Origin of the sequence: Antrihabitans auranticaus (genome assembly GCF_016481275.1) — a bacterium.
In the GTDB taxonomy this organism is placed as follows: domain Bacteria; phylum Actinomycetota; class Actinomycetes; order Mycobacteriales; family Mycobacteriaceae; genus Antrihabitans.
Map to the genome: position 1 here is coordinate 34,528 of NZ_JAEMNW010000008.1, position 15,956 is coordinate 50,483.

The 15,956-nt window shown below is 65.0% G+C and carries 16 protein-coding genes; 1 reads left to right on the forward strand and 15 read right to left on the reverse strand.

From position 1 onward, the window contains the following. Window positions 1-3: 3 nt before the first annotated feature. The 12 genes from JGU72_RS25595 to JGU72_RS25650 form a co-directional block, all read right to left on the reverse strand. Window positions 4-2,667, reverse strand: coding sequence for a fumarate reductase/succinate dehydrogenase flavoprotein subunit (locus tag JGU72_RS25595; protein ID WP_199686936.1), 2,664 nt, complete (start codon window positions 2,665-2,667; stop codon window positions 4-6). Beyond that, window positions 2,667-3,431, reverse strand: coding sequence for an ABC transporter ATP-binding protein (locus tag JGU72_RS25600; RefSeq protein WP_199686937.1), 765 nt, complete (start codon window positions 3,429-3,431; stop codon window positions 2,667-2,669). Before JGU72_RS25600 ends, JGU72_RS25595 begins: the two co-directional genes overlap by 1 nt. After that, window positions 3,428-4,327, reverse strand: a complete 900-nt coding sequence (locus JGU72_RS25605; protein ID WP_199686938.1) for an ABC transporter permease — start codon at window positions 4,325-4,327, stop codon at window positions 3,428-3,430. The genes JGU72_RS25600 and JGU72_RS25605 overlap by 4 nt, the downstream gene beginning before the upstream one ends. Then, a complete protein-coding gene (locus JGU72_RS25610) occupies window positions 4,324-5,757 on the reverse strand; it encodes an ABC transporter substrate-binding protein (RefSeq protein ID WP_199686939.1) in 1,434 nt (477 codons plus the stop codon). Before JGU72_RS25610 ends, JGU72_RS25605 begins: the two co-directional genes overlap by 4 nt. Further along, the gene (locus tag JGU72_RS25615) at window positions 5,754-7,001 is read right to left on the reverse strand and encodes a M20 family metallopeptidase (RefSeq protein ID WP_199686940.1); all 1,248 of its coding nucleotides are present in this window, start codon (window positions 6,999-7,001) and stop codon (window positions 5,754-5,756) included. The genes JGU72_RS25610 and JGU72_RS25615 overlap by 4 nt, the downstream gene beginning before the upstream one ends. Continuing rightward, the gene (locus tag JGU72_RS25620; RefSeq protein WP_199686941.1) at window positions 6,998-7,951 is read right to left on the reverse strand and encodes an asparaginase; all 954 of its coding nucleotides are present in this window, start codon (window positions 7,949-7,951) and stop codon (window positions 6,998-7,000) included. Before JGU72_RS25620 ends, JGU72_RS25615 begins: the two co-directional genes overlap by 4 nt. Further along, complete coding sequence (locus JGU72_RS25625) at window positions 7,948-8,919, reverse strand: ABC transporter substrate-binding protein (RefSeq protein ID WP_199686942.1); 972 nt, start codon at window positions 8,917-8,919, stop codon at window positions 7,948-7,950. The genes JGU72_RS25620 and JGU72_RS25625 overlap by 4 nt, the downstream gene beginning before the upstream one ends. After that, on the reverse strand, window positions 8,916-9,704 hold the full coding sequence (locus JGU72_RS25630) for an ABC transporter ATP-binding protein (protein WP_199686943.1): 789 nt from the start codon (window positions 9,702-9,704) through the stop codon (window positions 8,916-8,918). Before JGU72_RS25630 ends, JGU72_RS25625 begins: the two co-directional genes overlap by 4 nt. Then, window positions 9,701-10,537, reverse strand: a complete 837-nt coding sequence (locus JGU72_RS25635; protein WP_199686944.1) for an ABC transporter permease — start codon at window positions 10,535-10,537, stop codon at window positions 9,701-9,703. The genes JGU72_RS25630 and JGU72_RS25635 overlap by 4 nt, the downstream gene beginning before the upstream one ends. Before the next feature lie 6 nt (window positions 10,538-10,543). Then, window positions 10,544-10,771, reverse strand: coding sequence for a 4Fe-4S dicluster domain-containing protein (locus JGU72_RS25640; RefSeq protein ID WP_067574315.1), 228 nt, complete (start codon window positions 10,769-10,771; stop codon window positions 10,544-10,546). After that, window positions 10,771-11,553, reverse strand: coding sequence for a GntR family transcriptional regulator (locus JGU72_RS25645; protein WP_199686945.1), 783 nt, complete (start codon window positions 11,551-11,553; stop codon window positions 10,771-10,773). Before JGU72_RS25645 ends, JGU72_RS25640 begins: the two co-directional genes overlap by 1 nt. Before the next feature lie 232 nt (window positions 11,554-11,785). Next, window positions 11,786-13,162 (reverse strand): hypothetical protein, encoded by a 1,377-nt coding sequence (locus JGU72_RS25650; RefSeq protein WP_199686946.1) that lies wholly within the window; start codon window positions 13,160-13,162, stop codon window positions 11,786-11,788. A 134-nt stretch (window positions 13,163-13,296) separates the two neighbouring features. On the opposite strand from JGU72_RS25650, the gene JGU72_RS25655 reads away from it, so the two are divergent. Then, a complete protein-coding gene (locus JGU72_RS25655; protein WP_199686947.1) occupies window positions 13,297-13,629 on the forward strand; it encodes a DUF1330 domain-containing protein in 333 nt (110 codons plus the stop codon). A gap of 382 nt (window positions 13,630-14,011) precedes the next feature. Here JGU72_RS25655 and JGU72_RS25660 read toward each other — a convergent pair whose 3' ends face one another. The 3 genes from JGU72_RS25660 to JGU72_RS25670 form a co-directional block, all read right to left on the reverse strand. After that, the gene (locus JGU72_RS25660) at window positions 14,012-14,215 is read right to left on the reverse strand and encodes a cold-shock protein (protein ID WP_199686948.1); all 204 of its coding nucleotides are present in this window, start codon (window positions 14,213-14,215) and stop codon (window positions 14,012-14,014) included. Between the two features lie 197 nt (window positions 14,216-14,412). Then, the gene (locus tag JGU72_RS25665) at window positions 14,413-15,555 is read right to left on the reverse strand and encodes an alkaline phosphatase family protein (RefSeq protein WP_199686949.1); all 1,143 of its coding nucleotides are present in this window, start codon (window positions 15,553-15,555) and stop codon (window positions 14,413-14,415) included. A 21-nt stretch (window positions 15,556-15,576) separates the two neighbouring features. After that, window positions 15,577-15,927 (reverse strand): YciI family protein, encoded by a 351-nt coding sequence (locus tag JGU72_RS25670; protein ID WP_233533052.1) that lies wholly within the window; start codon window positions 15,925-15,927, stop codon window positions 15,577-15,579. Window positions 15,928-15,956: the final 29 nt, after the last annotated feature.

Consider the following 15,956-nt stretch of genomic DNA (forward strand, 5'->3'; position numbering starts at 1 on the left):
CGTTCAGCCGACGGCCCGGCGCGCGTAGGCGCGAACGTCGGCATCGGGATCGTCGAGCGCGATGTGCAGAACCTCACGCGCGGCAGGCCACGTGCTCAGGGATAGAACGGCCGCTTTTCGGACATCGAGATGAGGATCTTCGAGCGCCACCGCAAGGGTCGGTATCGCGGTGTCGGGGTCAGTGCCGGCTAGGCCGCGCGCCGCACCCTGCCGGACCTGCCACGCCGACTCCTTCAGCGCGACGGCGAGAATATGCGCATCGGCGTCGTCGCCGTGCAGCGCAGCGAACGCCGTCAGGGCAGCGGCACGAACCAGCGGATCACGGTCGTCGACGAGTGCCCGTACCGCCTCGATCCCGCCGGCACCGATCGTCGCCAGACCTTGCGCGACAGCGACTCGAACTTCACGGCTGCTGTCGGACGAACCCGTCGCGACGCTCGCCCAGTCGTCGAGCGACACCAAGCCGCGGACCGCTTCGATCCGCACCCGATGATCGGCGTCGCTCAGAGCGGTCGCGAACTGCGCGCGACTGCCCGCCTTCAACGCCCGCAGCAGATCTACGACACAGGCTCGCACGGTCGCATCGGACGAGTCGAGGAACCCGTCGAGGCCCGCGCCGGATGCCAAGACCTCGACCAACTCCCGCAATCCCTGAGTGGCCACTCGACGGACGGCGGCATCGGCATCCCCGAGCGCGGCAACGAGAACCGTCTCGAAGTCGGCCGGCGTGCCCTCGGTCAGGACCGACAGGGCGGTCGCACGTACTTGCGGATCGGGGTCCGCGAGGAACGGCCCGAGTTCCTCGACAGTCGGTGAATCGAGACCGAGAACCTCGACGATGCGGGGCGAGGAGATTTGCGGTTTGCTCGTCTTGATCCGCAGGGGCGACTCGGCCGGTGCGCGACCGCCCACCAGGGGTGGTTGTTCCACAGGGAGGACGGTTCGATCCTCGGACGGCACGCCGTCCAGGCCCGGCACCGGAACGAAGTACGGCGCGACCGGCCGCTTCAAGAACTCCATGTCGCCATCGGCATTGCGTCGCAGATTGAGGTGATACCGCCACTCGACGTCGTCGCGCTGGGGGATATCGGAGCGTTCGTGATAGAGGCCCCACCGCGATTCGGTGCGGGTGAGCGACGAGCGCGACGCCATCTCCGCGCAGTCGCGGATGAACGACACCTCGGCGCAGCGCATCAGTTCGTGCGGTGTCTGCGCGCCCATCTCGGCGATTTCGTCGGTCATCCGGTCGAACGTCTCGACCGCGATCGAGAGCTTCGTGGCAGTTTTCGGCGGCGCGACATAGTCGTTGACGAAACGGCGCAGCTTGTACTCGACCTGCGGTTGCGGTGGGCCGTCGGGATTGCGCAATGGGCGGTAGATCAGCTCGTGCGCTTCGGCGAGCTGATCGACCGGCAAGTCGGCCGGAGCCGCCACGTCCGGCAGCGTGCTCGCGGCGTGTCCGCCCGCGAGGTCGCCGTAGACGAACGCGCCGATCATGTAGTTGTGCGGCACGCAGGCGAGGTCGCCGGCAGCGTAGAGCCCGGGCACCGTCGTTCGCGCGTTCTCGTCGACCCACACACCGCTCGCGGAATGCCCACTACACAAACCTATTTCGGATATATGCATCTCGATGTCGTGAGTGCGGTAGTCGTGACCGCGATTTGCGTGGAAGGTGCCACGGGTCGGCCGCTCTGTCGTATGAAGGATTCCTTCGAGGGCGTCGAGCGTTTCCTCCGGCAGGTGCGAGACCTTCAGATAGATCGGGCCGCGCGCGGACTCGATCTCCTCCTTGACCTCGGACATCATCTGACCCGACCAGTAGTCGGAATCGACGAACCGCTCACCTTGGGCATTGACCTGATACCCACCGAATGGATTCGCCACGTATGCACAGGCGGGTCCGTTGTAATCCTTGATCAGCGGGTTGATCTGGAAGCATTCGATTCCGCTGAGCTCCGCGCCCGCGTGGTAGGCCATCGAATAGCCGTCGCCCGCGTTGGTCGGGTTTTCGTACGTTCCGTACAGGTATCCGGACGCGGGCAGGCCGAGGCGACCGCACGGACCCGTTGCCAGAATGACCGCCTTGGCGCCCACCGCCACGAATTCGCCTGTCCGCGTGTGCAATGCGGCGGCACCGACCGCTCGTCCGTCCTCGACGAGCACACGGACCGGCATCAGACGATTTTCGATTCGAATGCGTTCGCGCATCTTTCGTTGGCGCAGAACGCGATACAGGGCCTTCTTAACGTCCTTGCCCTCGGGCATCGGCAGAACGTACGAGCCTGACCGGTGAACTCGGCGCACCGCGTACTCGCCGTACTCGTCCTTCTCGAACTTGACGCCGTAGCGCTCCAGGCGCTGGACCATCGCGAAGCCACGCGTCGCGGTCTGATAGACGGTGCGCTGGTTCACGATTCCGTCGTTCGCGCGGGTGATCTCGGCGACGTAGTCCTCGGGAACCGCCTTACCCGGGATGACGGCGTTGTTGACGCCGTCCATTCCCATGGCCAACGCACCGGAATGGCGAACGTGTGCCTTCTCGAGCAGCAGGACGTTGGCACCGTTCTCTGCGGCGGTCAACGCGGCCATGGTGCCCGCGGTCCCGCCACCGATGACGAGAACATCGCAGTCCATGCGCACGGTGTCGGCAAGATCGGGTATCTGCATCAGGCATCCAGTCCGGTGATGATTTCCGCTCGCGCAGAGAGGGTTTCGGTGGCGTTCGCGGCATCGCGATCGCGGGGATGTGGAACGTCGACAATGGTCCGCAGGCCCGCTCCGGCACGGCCGAGAACCGCGACCCTGTCGCCGAGAAAGACTGCTTCGTCGACATCGTGGGTGACGAAGACGATCGTCGTCGGATGGGTTCGCCAGGTGTCGACGAGTAAGCGCTGCATCGTGGCCCGGGTTTGGGTGTCGAGCGCACCGAAAGGCTCGTCCATCAAAACAGCCCTGGGTGAACCCGCAAGGCTACGTGCCAGTTGCACACGTTGCCGCATGCCGCCGGAGAGATCGCGCGGCAGGTAGTTCGCAAAGCCGGTGAGCCCGACCTCGTCGATCCATCGCTCGGCGGTCGCACGGCGCCTGCCGCGCGGTATCCCGCGGAGCGCGAGCGCGAGTTCGATGTTGGAGCGGACGTTGCGCCACGGCAACAACGCGTCGTCCTGGAACACGAGCGCGCGGTCTGCGGACGTGCTCACGACGCGGTCGCCGTCTGCGGATATGCGGCCCGAGCTGGGTCTGAGCAGACCGGCCAAAGCGCGCAGGAGCGTCGACTTTCCGCAGCCGGACGGCCCTGTCAGAACGAGGATCTCACCGGCTGCGACTTCGAGGTCGAAGCCGGATATGACAGTCGTCCCGCCGTAACCGATCTGGACGCCGTCGAGCTGCAGCGCCATGCCCTGAGTCGAAACTGCTTGTGCGGAGGTCATTTCGACAGTCCTTCCCGTGGGAGCCAGCGCGTCGCGCGTCGGCCCAGCAATTCGACGGCGCCGGAAGTGAGAAAGCCGAGAATGCCGATCGTGAGCATGCCGACGAACACGCCTGGGTAATCCACGATCGTGTAGGCCTGCCACGTGCGGTAACCCACGCCGAGCCGGCCCGAGATCATCTCCGCGGAGATCACGCAGATCCATGCGACTCCGATGCCCACCGAGAGGCCGCTGAACACTCCCGGCAGGATGCCGGGCAGAACGACTCGGGTGAGGGAATCCCAGCGTGAACCCCCGAGCGTCCGGACGGCGTCCTCCCAGATCGTCGGAAGGGCACGCACCGCGTGCCGCGTGCTGACCATGATCGGGAAGAAGGCGGCAGCAAACGTGATGAACACGATGCCGGACTCGTCGCTCGGAAAGAGCAGGATTGCGACCGGGACGAGCGCGATCGCGGGGATCGGCCGTGCAAGTTCGGTCAGTGGACCGAGGATGTCGGCGAACCAGCGTGATCTGCCCAGTGCGATGCCGACGGTCACGCCAACGAAGGCGGCGAGCCCGAATCCGCTGAGAATCCGGATCAGCGACTGCGTGAGGTCGAGCCAGTATGTCTCTGTGCCGAGTTGCTTGCGAAAGTCGGCGACGATCTCGGTGACCGTCGGCAACGTGTCGAAACGCAACCATGCGCGGACGTTGTGCGTGGTGAGGAGCTGCCACGCATAGATCGCTACCGCGACCGACGCGAGCCGGACCAGGCGAGATCGCCAGATATTACGAGTGCCGCTGGAAACCCGCTGCGCTGCAGCAGGTTTTGCGGCAATCAGCGTCTCCTGTGGCAACACTTTACTCGGATCCGTTGTTCTCGGCCCAGTTGCTCGCTGCGCCGTGGTCGTCATTGCCGGATCTCCGAGATCGCCTGCTCATAGGCGACTTCGGACGCACCCGGGTGCTGTGTCAGGTAGCGCCCTGCTGCAGCCGACGTGGTGAAAGGTAGGTAGGTCTCGCCGTCGCGAACCCATACTGCTTTGTCGGCGAACCAGCGCGTGCCGAGTTCGGCGTCGGGGACGTAGGCGGCACGCACCGTCTTGCCCTGCGCCCGAGCTGCTTTCACCGCGCGCAGGAGGCAGGTCGGATTGGCCGACGGCTGAGTGGATGTCGTTCCCTCGACCCAAACGTCACCGCCGAGCGCAGGGTTGTCCACGGCCACGTTGCAGACCGGATCGGTGCCGCTGACCACCGAAGGATTGTTCTCGTTGGCGAGTGCGGCGTCGTAGCTTTCGCCGCCGACCTCCGCGAAGGCCTTACGGATCGGCTCGTCGTTGACGAACTGATCGATGTCGAGGTCGGCGAAGTCGCCGATCGACTTCAGATACTGCACATCGCCTTTGAAGGCATCGATCAACTTGGGCTTCAGGGTTGTGTCGAACGACGTTCCGCCAGGGCCGTTGTAGAGATAGACGACTTCGGCCGGCAATCCGGAACCGTCTGCGACGATCTGCGCAGCCTCGAGCGGCTTCTCGGTAATGAAGTCGGTGGCGTCGAGCTGTGCCTGCAGGAACGCATCGACCACCTCAGGGTGTTCCTTCGAATATGCCTGGCGGGCAACGACTCCGTGGAAGGTCGGAACACCGAGCTCGGCGCCGTCGTAGAGGAGCTTGGCCTTGTCCTGGAAGACCAGCAGGCCGGGCCATGCGACGAACTGCGACAGGGCACTCACCTGATCGGACTCCAGAGCCGAGGCGCCGACCTGCGGTTGTTGATTGAGCACTTCGACCCCCGAACCGGGGTCGATACCCGCACGGCTGAGAGCCTGCACGAGGGTGCCGTGACCTGCGGAGCCGACGCTCGCCGAGATCTTCTGACCGGTTAGGTCGGTGAGCTTCGTCGCCGTCGAATCCGGCGCTACGACAACCATGTTGAGCGCGCCCTTGGGGTTGTAGCCCGTGATGGAGAGAAGTTCTGTCTTCGAGCGCTCGTTGGCCTGCGTACGAGAACCGTTGATGAGCAACGGGTAGTCACCCATAGATCCGATATCGATCTTCTCTGCGACCATCTGCGCAGTGATCGGTGCACCGGTGTCGTAGTCCTGCCACTCCACCTGATACTTCGCGCCACCGTTGTCGGTGATCTTCTGCAACCGCTGTTCGAAGTATCCCTGGGCCTTGAGCAGCGTGCCCGCCGTGACGGTGTTGATCGTCTTCGACTGGTAACCGATCACGACCTTCACGGTGCCGTCGGCGACATCGTTCGACGGATCCAGCGAGCACCCCGCCGCGACAAGGGAGAGTGCGGCGGCGATGGCAGTTATTGCTATGCGGGACTTCATTGTTCGTTTCCTTGTCGGGCACTGGCGGGGTGGGCTGAAAAATAGCGACGGACGGAGTTTTCGAGAACCTCGGTGGCAGTGACGAGGGTGTCGACGGAAATGCTTTCGTCGTACACGGCCCAGCCGTCGTCGCCTGGGCCGAAGGTGACGGCGGGAATGCCGACGTGGCGAAACCGGATCGTGTCGTTGAAAGCGGGCTTGGTGTAGTGCCGGACGGGTTCGCCGGTCACTTCGACGTAGGCTGCGCCGATCGCTTCGACGAGCGGATCCGTCGGCGACAGCGGCACCGTTCCGGCGACGAACGTCGGGCCTGGCGCGAATGTCACTGCTACGTCGATCGATTCGGGTGCTCGGGCGGCCAACCGCTGCTGGAACGCCACAAGCAACTCACCGGCCGACACCTCGGGACCGATGTTCACTGCAGCGATTCGTGCAGTTGCCTCGAGCGGCGTGAACTGGGCCATCCCGGCTTCGCCCGCGTTGAGGCCTACGATCGAGATGGGCCAGTTCTGGACCGGTCGATCGCCGATATCGGCAAGCGCATCGGCAAGAAACTGCGCGGGATTGACACCCGTATCCGGCCGCCAGATGTGACTCGATATCCCGCGTGCGGCTATGTCGAGCAATGCGTGTCCGGTCTGCGCCGTTGCGAGTGCGATTCCGCGCGCGGCGGATTCGGTCCAGGCGGTCGGCTCGACGGTGATCGATGCGTCGGGTCGCAGGCCGTGTTGCTCGACCAGGTACTGCGACCCTTCGACTCCGTTGCGCTCCTCGTCGACCGTCAGTACGACCAGCAGGGTGCCCGTCGCAGGCGGGTCCGCGACCACTCGTTGCGCGGCCGTCAAGAGGGCGGCCAAGTTGGCCCGCGTATCGGACGTCCCCCGCGCGTAGATGCGGCCGTCGAGTTCCACCGCCCGGTAGGGATCGTCGCTGCACACCGTCCACCGGCTCGGCGGACCGGATGGATAGGTGTCGAGGTGGTCGTTGAGCATGAGCGTCGGACCCGGGCCGAATCGTTTGCTAGCAACCACATTCAAGCGAGTGGGCTGCCTGCCTACAAGCTCGACGTCGAATCCCCACCGTCGCAGGATGGTCGCAACCGGATGTGCGATCCGAGTCTCCTCCGGCGGTCGGGTGGGTCCGTCCAGGCTGTTCTCACACCACGGCTGACCAGTTGCGACGAGCGACGTGACAAGGTCGGTGAGGGCTCGCCGGTCGACACCGGAACCGACCGCTGTCGTCACGACGTCTCCCTCTCGACGAGCGAGCGCAGTCCGGCGGCGTCGAGACCCTGCGAAATTCCCAGCGTCAGCAGAACCCGTGCGCGGTGCGGCGACAAACCGGGAGCCAGAACGGCACCACGGGCGGCGAGTGTGGCGACGCCGCCGGGGTAGCCGTAGATCGGCGCGACGCGTGCATCCGGCGCGCGCGTCGTGACAACGACCAGGACTCCTTCGTCGATCAGTCGAGTTGCCGCATCGGCTTGGCCGGGCGGCAGATTTCCGGCGCCGTTTGCCGCGACCACGATCGCGGGCTTGCCGGTCGCCGCGTACGTAAGCACAGCACCGTCGTCGCCGAGGGCGGCAACGACGATCGAAACCGGATCGAGGAGACCGTGCGGTGCGCCGTGCGATGCTCGCCGTGCTTGCGTCCGATGCCAGAGGACCTCGCCTCCGACGACGATGCCCAGATGCCCGCGGCCGGGGGCGTCGAAGCCTTCGCGCGCGACCCCGGACACCTTCAGAACCTCGCGACCGCCGAATACCTTGCCGCCGAAGACGACGACCGGGTCGATATCTGCGCCCGACGATGCGACGGCGAGAGCGTCGCCCAAGTTGGCGGCGCCGTCACTGTCCGGTCGTGCGCCCGTAATCATCGACCCGGTGACAACGACTGGCACCGACCAGCTTTCGCGGTAGGACAGCCAAGCGGCCACTTCTTCGATCGAGTCCGTTCCCGTGGTGACGACAACGCCACCGACTCCCGAGTCGACGTGTTCGCAGATCCGGGCGACGAGCCGCTCCAGCAGTTCGAAATCGACTTCGGATCCGCCGACGAGCGCCAGATCCTCGGCGCTGCCGAACCCGTCGAGGCGCTGCGCAACCGTTGCCGCGGCAGCGGACGGCACCGAACCGAGCGGTGTCTCGTGCATCGAGATCGTGCCGCCGAGGCCGAGCAGAACTACATCGCTCATTGGTTGCCGCCGGCGAGGACGGAGTCGACGATAACTGTGTTGTAGTCAGGAATCTGGGCGTCCTGGGGCACGCGGCCGATGCTCTGGGCCCACCGCGCCCGGTCGGCGAGGTCCGCGGCGAGTTCGGGGCCCAACTCCGTCTTGAAAGTGAACTCCTCGGCGACTCCGGCGATCAGTTCCTGGTCGAGCCCCGTAGCTTTCGCTACGGCTGCAAGGGCGGCCGGATCGCGGTCCTGCAGTGGCTGATCGGCCTTCTGCAATGCGCTGACGAAGTCGGCCAACTCGTCCTGCTTGGCCGACAGAGTGTCGGCGTTGGTGAGGTACAGGCTGTGCTGGCTGTACTTCTCCTTGCCCTGCAACTGAACTGCGTCACTACCGAGAGCGGCGACGACCTTCGCCAGCGCCGGTTGGAAAACCGCAACCGCATCGACGTCACCGTTCGTCACCGCGGTCACGATCTCGGCCGGCCCGGTCTGGACAAGCTCGGCTTGGACGTTCGCTTCGGCAAGGAACTTCGTCGCGAAGTAGTGGGCGCTGCTGCCGAGCGGGACTGCGATTCGCCGTCCCGCCAGGTCGTCGATGGAGTCGATGCCAGCCGAGCGCCGCGCGATGAATCTTCCCTCGGCCCAGCGTGCGCCGTCTGCAATCACCCGGACACGTGGATTCTTCAGGGCTGCAGCAGCTGTCGGGACGTCGCCACCGGTTGCGACGTCGACGCCGCCGCCGGCGAGTGCCTCCAGCGCAGCCGCGCCGGTCGGGAAAGGAACGATATCGACCTTGACCCCGGTTTCGTCGAAGTAGCCGAGATCGGCGGCGACCGGGACCTGCGACCAGCAAGGATCGACGACCCAGCCGACTTTGAGCGTGCCCGCGGCGCTCGATGCATCCCCGCCACAACCCGAGACGGTCAATGCCAGTGCAAGCGATGCCGCTGCCACCACAGCGGAAGTGAATGATCTGATCTTCATTTTCGGTCTCCGGAGGATCTTTCGAGCGAACGAGGGGCTGGGCGTAGGAGCTCGTGCAGGTCTCTGCGTAGCGGGGCGAACTCGGCAAATTCGGCGATTCGGCTCGCGGGACGCGGACGCGGCAGGGGATTGACGATGCGATCGGCGATGCAGCCGTCCGCGGTCATGACGACGATCGAGGAAGCAATTCGAATCGCCTCGTCCACGTCGTGGGTGACGAAGACGATGGTCGTCCCGGTCCGTTCCCAGAGGTCGGTCACGAGATCCTGCATCTGCGAACGTGTTTGCGCGTCAAGTGCACCGAAGGGTTCGTCCATCAACAGGACCTGCGGGCTGTTGGCGAGGGCCCGCGCGATCCCGACTCGTTGCCGCATCCCGCCTGACAGTTCGTGCGGCAACTTCTTCGAGACCTCGGTGGAAAGGTCGACCGCCTCGAGCAGTGCGGCAATTCGGGCGCGGCGTTCGGCTCGGGGAACTCCGGCCGCACGCAGTGCAAAGGTGATGTTGCCTGCGACGGTCGCCCAGGGAAACAGCACATCGCGCTGGAAGACGACACCACGCTCGCGGCTCGGCCCCGTCACCAACGCGCCGTTGAACGACACCGTGCCGCCGGTCGGGCGGACAAACCCTGCAATCGAATTGAGCAGCGTGGATTTGCCGCAGCCCGATGGGCCCAGCAGTGCCAGGAAAGTTCCCGCTTCGATCGTCAGGTCGAGCTTCTCGATCACGGCTTTTCCGCCGTAGGCGAGCGTCGCGTCAGCGATCTGAATACCGGCGCCGATCATCCTTGCTCCTTCGCCCAGCGCACAAGACCGCGCGTGCCGCGGTGGAAGATTTGGTCGGCGAGGGCACCGACGATGCCCAGCGCTGCGAGGCACGCGAACAATCGATCCGGCTGACTGAACAGCCGGGCCTGGTCCAGCCGGAATCCCAAGCCCGCTGTGACGCCGGCCTGCTCGGAGGCAACGATGAGGATGAGAGACATCGCGATGCCCTGGCGGAGTCCCGTGAGAACGAACGGCAAAGACGCGGGTAACACCACGTGCGCGAACACCTGGCGGCGCGGTGCGCCGAGGCATGCGGCGACGCGGAGATAGTCGTCGCGGGTCGCCGAAATTCCCGCGTGGGTGTTCACCCACACGGGGAAGAAAACGCCCAGGCTCGTGAGGAAGAGCTTCGACTCCTCGCCGAGTCCGAACCAGAGGATCGCGAGCGGAACGAGTGCGATCGCTGGGATCGGGCGGATCACCTGAATCGTCGGTTCCAGCAATGCTCGTGCGATCTTGCTGCGGCCGGTCAAGGTGCCGACGATGACCGCGATGGTCGACCCGACGACGAATCCGCTCAGAGCCCGGCGGAAGCTCGCCTCCGCGTCGGCGACCAGCGTCCCCTGTGCAAACATCTCGCGCGCCGCGTCGACAACCGCGCCAGGCGACGGCAACAGCGCAGGCGAAAAATACTCGAGCCGGACCAGAATGTCCCAACCGGCAACGACAGCGACGAGACTCAGTACGGGAAGGACCGCGACGAAGTATCGCCGCACGCGACCTGTCGACTCTTTGGCCGCCCGGACCGCCTCGGTTTCATGAGCGGTGCTCCGGGAATCGAGAGTGGTCATCGCGTGCTACCGCAGGAGATAGGGCATGTTGACGGTCACTGCGCCCGTTGGGCAGCGGGCCGCGCACGGGCCGCAGTACCAGCATTCGTCGACATGCATGAAGGCCTTGCCGTTCTCGGGGTTTATAGCCAGTGAATCGAGTGGGCAGATCTCGACGCAGAGGGTGCAGCCCTGGATGCAGAGCGATTCGTCGATCGTCACGGGTACGTCGGCGCGCTGATTGACCAGTGCCATCAGGTGAGCTCCCAGCTGTTCGGGTCAGGCTGTCGAATAAGGCTGCCGCGCATGGTGATTCGGTCACCTCGCATGCGGATGTACTCGAGGTCGACCGGTCGGCCGTCGTCGAGCTTGGTGAGGCGTTCGAGCAGGAGGAGCGCTGCGCCTTCGGGCATTTGCAGCGTTGCGGCGGAGTGCGGGTCGGCGGTGATCGCCTCCAGGGCGAGGTCTGCCGAGCCGAGCGGTCCGCCGCTGATCTGCTCGATCAGTGCGAAAAGGTCGTTGCTGACGAGGTCCCGGGTCAGGAGTTCTTCGCCGATGTCGGGCACGAGGTAGGTCAGGTCCAGGCTCAGCGGCAGATCGCCGAGGTACCGGAGCCGTTCGATGTAGACCGCCTGCTCGCCCGGATTCAAGTGCAGCCTGCGCGCGACCGCGGGCGGCGGCGTCACGAGCAGCGCCGCGCGGACTTCGTTGTGGACCTCGCCGTGGCCGCGCAGCGTTTCTTTCAGTCCGAGTAGGGCGTCGAGGCCGTGGTCGTACTTTCTTTGGGCGACCTGAGTGCCGACCTTCGGCGCCCGATCGATCAGGCCTTCTTCTTTGAGGAGCGCCAGCGCGTCCCGGACCGTGTTTCGCGAGACCGCGAACTCGGTCGTGAGGTCTTGCTCCGTCGGCAGGGCCTTCGCATAAGTCCCCGCGTTGATCTGCTGGCGCAAAACATCCGCGACCTGGCGCGCCTGATCGGCACGCGGGCGGGCGACACGCCGCGGGACTTCACGCAGCGGCGCTGGTTCGGCTCCCATCGAAGTACCCCTTTCACGTCTCTGACCAGGTCGGATAGTCACGCTAGCGGTGCGCTGTGACGGCAAATTACCGTCGGAATCCGACGATGGCTGTGGTGAAGTGAATCCGCCAGGGCTGGACCCACCCGGACCTGCGGAAAGGTGGCAGGTCCGGGCATTTACGCCACCAGCGTCCAGGCCTACTCGGTTCTGATCACGCTGATCAGAACCGGGCCTCGTCGGCGCGGATCGGCTAGAGCGGTGAGTTCATCGCGGTCTCCAGATTCGGCAGGACCGACGCGAACGGCAAGCAGAACCTGTGGACATGGGCGGCGTCGAATTTCGCCCGTTCGGCGAGGAGGGCGGTCGCACAGCACAGAAATTCGGTGAGCGTCCATTCGAGGTCCGGTGTGAATGCTGCCCGGACTCCGCCCAAGCTGCCCCCGAGAAGCTCGCTCGCCGACGGGCACCCGCGGGGACCGGTAACCGCCAACCCGCGAAGCAGCATGACGAAGGGATCCTCGCTGAGTTGCTGCCACGCGACGGCAAGAGCGTCGACTCCTTGCCAATCGAGGTCGTCGAGTTCTGCGCTGATCCGATCGAGTACGTGGTCCGGGGCCCACCAGGCTGGATCGGGCGACATCGACGAGGCCGTCCGCGCCGAGCTCCACGGCCCGAACGCCGCTGATCGAGTCTCCTCGTCGAGCCGATCTGTGACCGTCGTCGCGACGAGAATTGCGGCGAAGGCTGTGGTCAGCACACCCGACAGACCACTGTGCGGGTTGCCGCCGTCATGAGCGACGCCCGTGAGCGCGAGCAGTGCCCGCCACATGGGCGCGCCGCCTTCCGGCCCGCGGAACGAGTGGACGAGAGTTGTCGCCAAATCGCCGGCATTCCACGCCGCGGACTGTCTGCTGACCAGCCGTGCATGGGTGTGCGCCGTGCCGAGAACAGCCCCGGACCCGAAGCAGCGGTCGGTGTCGAGGCAGCGTTCGACGAGGTCGGCAAGCATTTCCGGCGTAGCTTGCGCCAGCGCGTATGCCCGCGCCTCGACCAACGGTGTCAATGGACCGAAGTCCTGGTGGCAGGAGTAGGAGGCGTCCGGTCGAGGCGCTCGAAACCCGCGAAGTCCGCGTCGATTCGGCGTGACGTTGCCGACGATCTGCTCGAGTTCGAACCGCCACCGTGCCTCCTCGCGATCGGACAGATCGGCAAGGGGCATGATCGGCGTCGAAACCAGCTCCGAGTGCATCGGGATGACGAGACTCGCGGCGTCCACCCGGTGCGCATCGACGTCGCGCCGGTCGGTTGGCTCGCCCGGGGTCCAGATGATGGTTGTGGCGCCCCCGTCGTAAGTGGATGTGAACGGCTTCCCCACTTCGAGAGTGCCCTCGATCAACTTACGAGCGAACGAATTGAGCTGCATTCCACAGTCTTTCGCGCTGAGTACCCACGGCGATTCACTGACCTCCTGACTGGGCGCGGCGCGCAGATGAAGCTCGGGATACCCGCGCTGAGCAAGTCCGACGGTGTATGCGAAGTTGTCCGTCAGCGCGTCCGGATCGAAGACGAACTGCACCTCCCAGAACACATCGCTGTGCAGAGATTCGCGGGCAAGCGACTCGAACATACGTTCCCCTCTCGTTGGTGCCGAAAGAGTAGCGAGGGGGTCCGACAATCTCTTACCTCGCAGGTAATCGACCGTTTTACCGGTCGGCGAGACCATTTGGGGGTCGATGACACGAAGAGAACGGGAGACCGGAAATGACTGCTTATGCTGTGGCGAACCTCGAGAACGTGGTGTTCGGCGACGCGATCGTCGAATATCTGACCAAGATCGATGCGACATTGGCGCCGTTCGGCGGAAAGTTCATCGTCCACGGCGCGCCGCACGAAGTCATCGAGGGGGAGTGGCCGGGAACCCTCATCGTGATCGAATTCGCCGATCGTGAGCACGTTCGGGGCTGGTATGAGTCAACTGCCTACCAGGAGATCCTGCATCTGCGGACCGACAACTCCGACGGTGTCGCCATGCTGGTCGAGGGTGTCGGTGCCGACCACAAGGCGACAGACGTCCTCGGGCAGGCGGTTGCCTGACTCGCGGGTGAGACCGAATAAAGGGTTGGGCGGGTCCGGCGTGTCGTAACCATTCGGTCGTGATCACCGCGGGGGTGGGGCTGGCCGAGGTGTACTCGGACCGTTTTCGTGGTCGGCGCGGGGGTGGGTGAGACCGAGTAAAGGGTTGGGCGGGTCCGGCGTGTCGTGACCATTCGGTCGTGATCACCGCGAGGGTGGATCTGATCGGCGCGGGGGTGGGTGAGACCGAGTAAAGGGTTGGGTGGGTCCGGCGTGTCGTGGCCATTCGGTCGTGATCATCGCGGGGGGCCCAGGCGCGAGGAGAAGCTACCCCGAAACAGCGCTGTCCCCCAGTGCCGAAAGGCGCTGGGGGACAGTGGGAGAAGTTCGGTTAGACCGAAGTTCAGAGGGGGCGAACGCCGGTGGCCTGGGGGCCCTTGGCGCCCTGACCGACCTCGAACTCGACCTTCTGGTTCTCCTCCAGAGTACGGAAACCGTTGCTCTGGATCTCGGAGTAGTGGACGAATACGTCAGCGGAACCATCTGCGGGGGCGATGAAGCCGAAGCCCTTTTCCGCGTTGAACCACTTAACAGTGCCCTGTGTCATGCGTTTTTATTTTCTTTCTCTTACCAGGTACGACGGATGGATTTCTATCCGTCGGGCCGGTTGCATTGACTGGGAACCGAGGAATTTCTCGAATGAATTCGAGGCGTTCCGTTGGGACTGCCAGTCGACCGCAACATGATCCTGAGCACGTCACTACAACGAACACCGAAACAACGACCGCTGTAAGCCTAGCAAACCTAACGAAAGATCAACAGGGGGACGAGCATTTCGGCTTCGGTCAACGAGCCGTGGTGTCCGACGAGCATCGATTGCAGCGGTTCGATCGCCGACCGGATCACCGCGCCGGACCCGACCGCGACCGTGATGACGTCGCCTATCCGCCGTGCCGCGGAGTGGGTCACCACCGGGCCGAACCAGCCGTTCGATATCGCTTCAGCGCGTTGCACGACGAGGTATTCGGGTCCCAGGCACGATTTCCACGACATCGCGACATCGGTCGCCGCCCCGGGCCGGGTGTAGACGTGGCGGGCGCGCGGTTCGCCACCGAGTTGGCGAACCCCGGCCTGCAGGGCGGGGGTGGTGTCGAAGTCGACCGGCGCTTCGACGTGGACCATGCCGTGATCGCCCGTGACGAGTAGCGCCGCGTCCGGTGGCAACCGGTCGGCGATCGACTTCGCGAGCAGGTCCACCTGCTGTAGTTCGAGGGCCCAGGCGTCCGAATGTGGTCCGCGGACGTGGCCGGTGAGGTCGAGTTCCCCGTGGTAGGCGTACACGAGGGATCGCGTTCCGGCCTGTAGCGCGATAATCGCACCGTCTGCGAGGTCGCCCATCGAGAAGTTGGGCCGAAAGTCGCCACCGCGCAAAGACGCTCGCGACAGCCCCGATGCGGCTTGGTACATCGGGCCGACCCGCCCGACCGAAATTCCTGCGGCAGCGGCCCGTTCGAATGCCGTTTCCTGCGGCTGAAATTCTTCGGGTACAAGCTCTTTGAGGAGGTCGATCTTGTCACCCGGACCGTGCAATCGCCATTTGAGCGGGTTCATCAGGCGTTCGTGACCGGGTACCGACAGGAGATATCCGACGACGCCGTGCTCACCGGGCGGCCGACCGGAACCGAGCGAACTCAGGCTTGTCGCCGTCGTACTGGGGAACCCGACCGTCAGAGTCGCGGGCCGCGCGCTCGTGAGAAACGGTGCTGCGTCCGCGCGTGTTGCGAGTAGGTTCGCGCCGAGTCCGTCGACCAGCAGCACGCAGACGCGGTTGACGCCGTGCAGGCCCAGTTCGAGCCGATCGACCTCGCCTGCAACTCCCAGCGTCGCGAGCACGGACGGAATCAGATCCGCCAGCGAGGAGCGGCCGTAGCGCGGCGTAACCAGCATGCGGCCAAGGGTAGCGACCGACTACGTCAGAACCGGCGGATCCTCGACTGGGCGCACCTCGCAGAAGTTGTAGGAGGCATCGGGGATCTGTGCGCAGATCGCCACAGCCTCGTCCATATCTGCGCAATCGACGACGTAGAACCCCGCCAGGTGCTCTTTCGATTCCACATACGGGCCGTCGGTCGTCTGCACAACGCCGTCGCGCACACGGACCGTCTTGGTGTTGACCTTGTCGGACAGGCCGGCGCTCACGACATGCTTACCCGAAGCCTGCAGCCTCTTGTTCAGGTCCGCGTGCGAGCCGCCGAGCGCTATTCGCTCGTCGTGTGTCAGCGAGTTCCAGCTTTCCGAGTTGCTGTAGATCAGCAGCATGTACTTCACGTCCATCACCCCTTGTCGTC

Coding starts and splice junctions, on each gene's coding strand:
- JGU72_RS25630 (WP_199686943.1), bottom strand. CDS start 9,704: ATGATCGGCGCCGGTATTCAGATCGCTGACGCGACGCTCGCCTACGGC.
- JGU72_RS25670 (WP_233533052.1), bottom strand. CDS start 15,927: ATGCTGCTGATCTACAGCAACTCGGAAAGCTGGAACTCGCTGACACAC.
- JGU72_RS25600 (WP_199686937.1), bottom strand. CDS start 3,431: ATGACCTCCGCACAAGCAGTTTCGACTCAGGGCATGGCGCTGCAGCTC.
- JGU72_RS25655 (WP_199686947.1), top strand. CDS start 13,297: ATGACTGCTTATGCTGTGGCGAACCTCGAGAACGTGGTGTTCGGCGAC.
- JGU72_RS25650 (WP_199686946.1), bottom strand. CDS start 13,162: ATGTTCGAGTCGCTTGCCCGCGAATCTCTGCACAGCGATGTGTTCTGG.
- JGU72_RS25620 (WP_199686941.1), bottom strand. CDS start 7,951: ATGAGCGATGTAGTTCTGCTCGGCCTCGGCGGCACGATCTCGATGCAC.
- JGU72_RS25625 (WP_199686942.1), bottom strand. CDS start 8,919: ATGAAGATCAGATCATTCACTTCCGCTGTGGTGGCAGCGGCATCGCTT.
- JGU72_RS25635 (WP_199686944.1), bottom strand. CDS start 10,537: ATGACCACTCTCGATTCCCGGAGCACCGCTCATGAAACCGAGGCGGTC.
- JGU72_RS25640 (WP_067574315.1), bottom strand. CDS start 10,771: ATGGCACTGGTCAATCAGCGCGCCGACGTACCCGTGACGATCGACGAA.
- JGU72_RS25645 (WP_199686945.1), bottom strand. CDS start 11,553: ATGGGAGCCGAACCAGCGCCGCTGCGTGAAGTCCCGCGGCGTGTCGCC.
- JGU72_RS25665 (WP_199686949.1), bottom strand. CDS start 15,555: ATGCTGGTTACGCCGCGCTACGGCCGCTCCTCGCTGGCGGATCTGATT.
- JGU72_RS25605 (WP_199686938.1), bottom strand. CDS start 4,327: ATGACGACCACGGCGCAGCGAGCAACTGGGCCGAGAACAACGGATCCG.
- JGU72_RS25610 (WP_199686939.1), bottom strand. CDS start 5,757: ATGAAGTCCCGCATAGCAATAACTGCCATCGCCGCCGCACTCTCCCTT.
- JGU72_RS25595 (WP_199686936.1), bottom strand. CDS start 2,667: ATGCAGATACCCGATCTTGCCGACACCGTGCGCATGGACTGCGATGTT.
- JGU72_RS25660 (WP_199686948.1), bottom strand. CDS start 14,215: ATGACACAGGGCACTGTTAAGTGGTTCAACGCGGAAAAGGGCTTCGGC.